Source organism: Salinimicrobium oceani (assembly GCF_012037645.1).
Window position 1 is genome coordinate 1 of record NZ_JAAVJR010001724.1, and the last position, 278, is coordinate 278.

The 278-nt window shown below is 44.6% G+C and carries 1 protein-coding gene; it reads right to left on the reverse strand.

Going from position 1 to position 278, the window contains the following annotated elements; genetic code table 11:
• Positions 1–278, reverse strand: a 278-nt coding sequence (locus HC175_RS23760) for an ATP-binding cassette domain-containing protein (RefSeq protein WP_168140158.1), incomplete at both ends; no start/stop codon positions are given.

Consider the following 278-nt stretch of genomic DNA (forward strand, 5'->3'; position numbering starts at 1 on the left):
TGGGCAATTACTATAGAAGTACGACCTTCGGTTACTTTATCTGTAGCATCCTGGATGAGTTGTTCGCTATAGGAATCCACAGAAGATGTGGCTTCATCCAATACAAGAATACTAGGATTGCTCACATAGGCCCTTAAAAATGCAATTAATTGTCGTTGTCCCGAAGAAAGCATTACTCCCCGCTCCTTCACGTTATAATCATATCCACCGGGAAGGCTGGCAATGAATACGTCTACTCCAATCTCCCGTGCTGCGGCAACCACAGTCTCTTTGGTGAT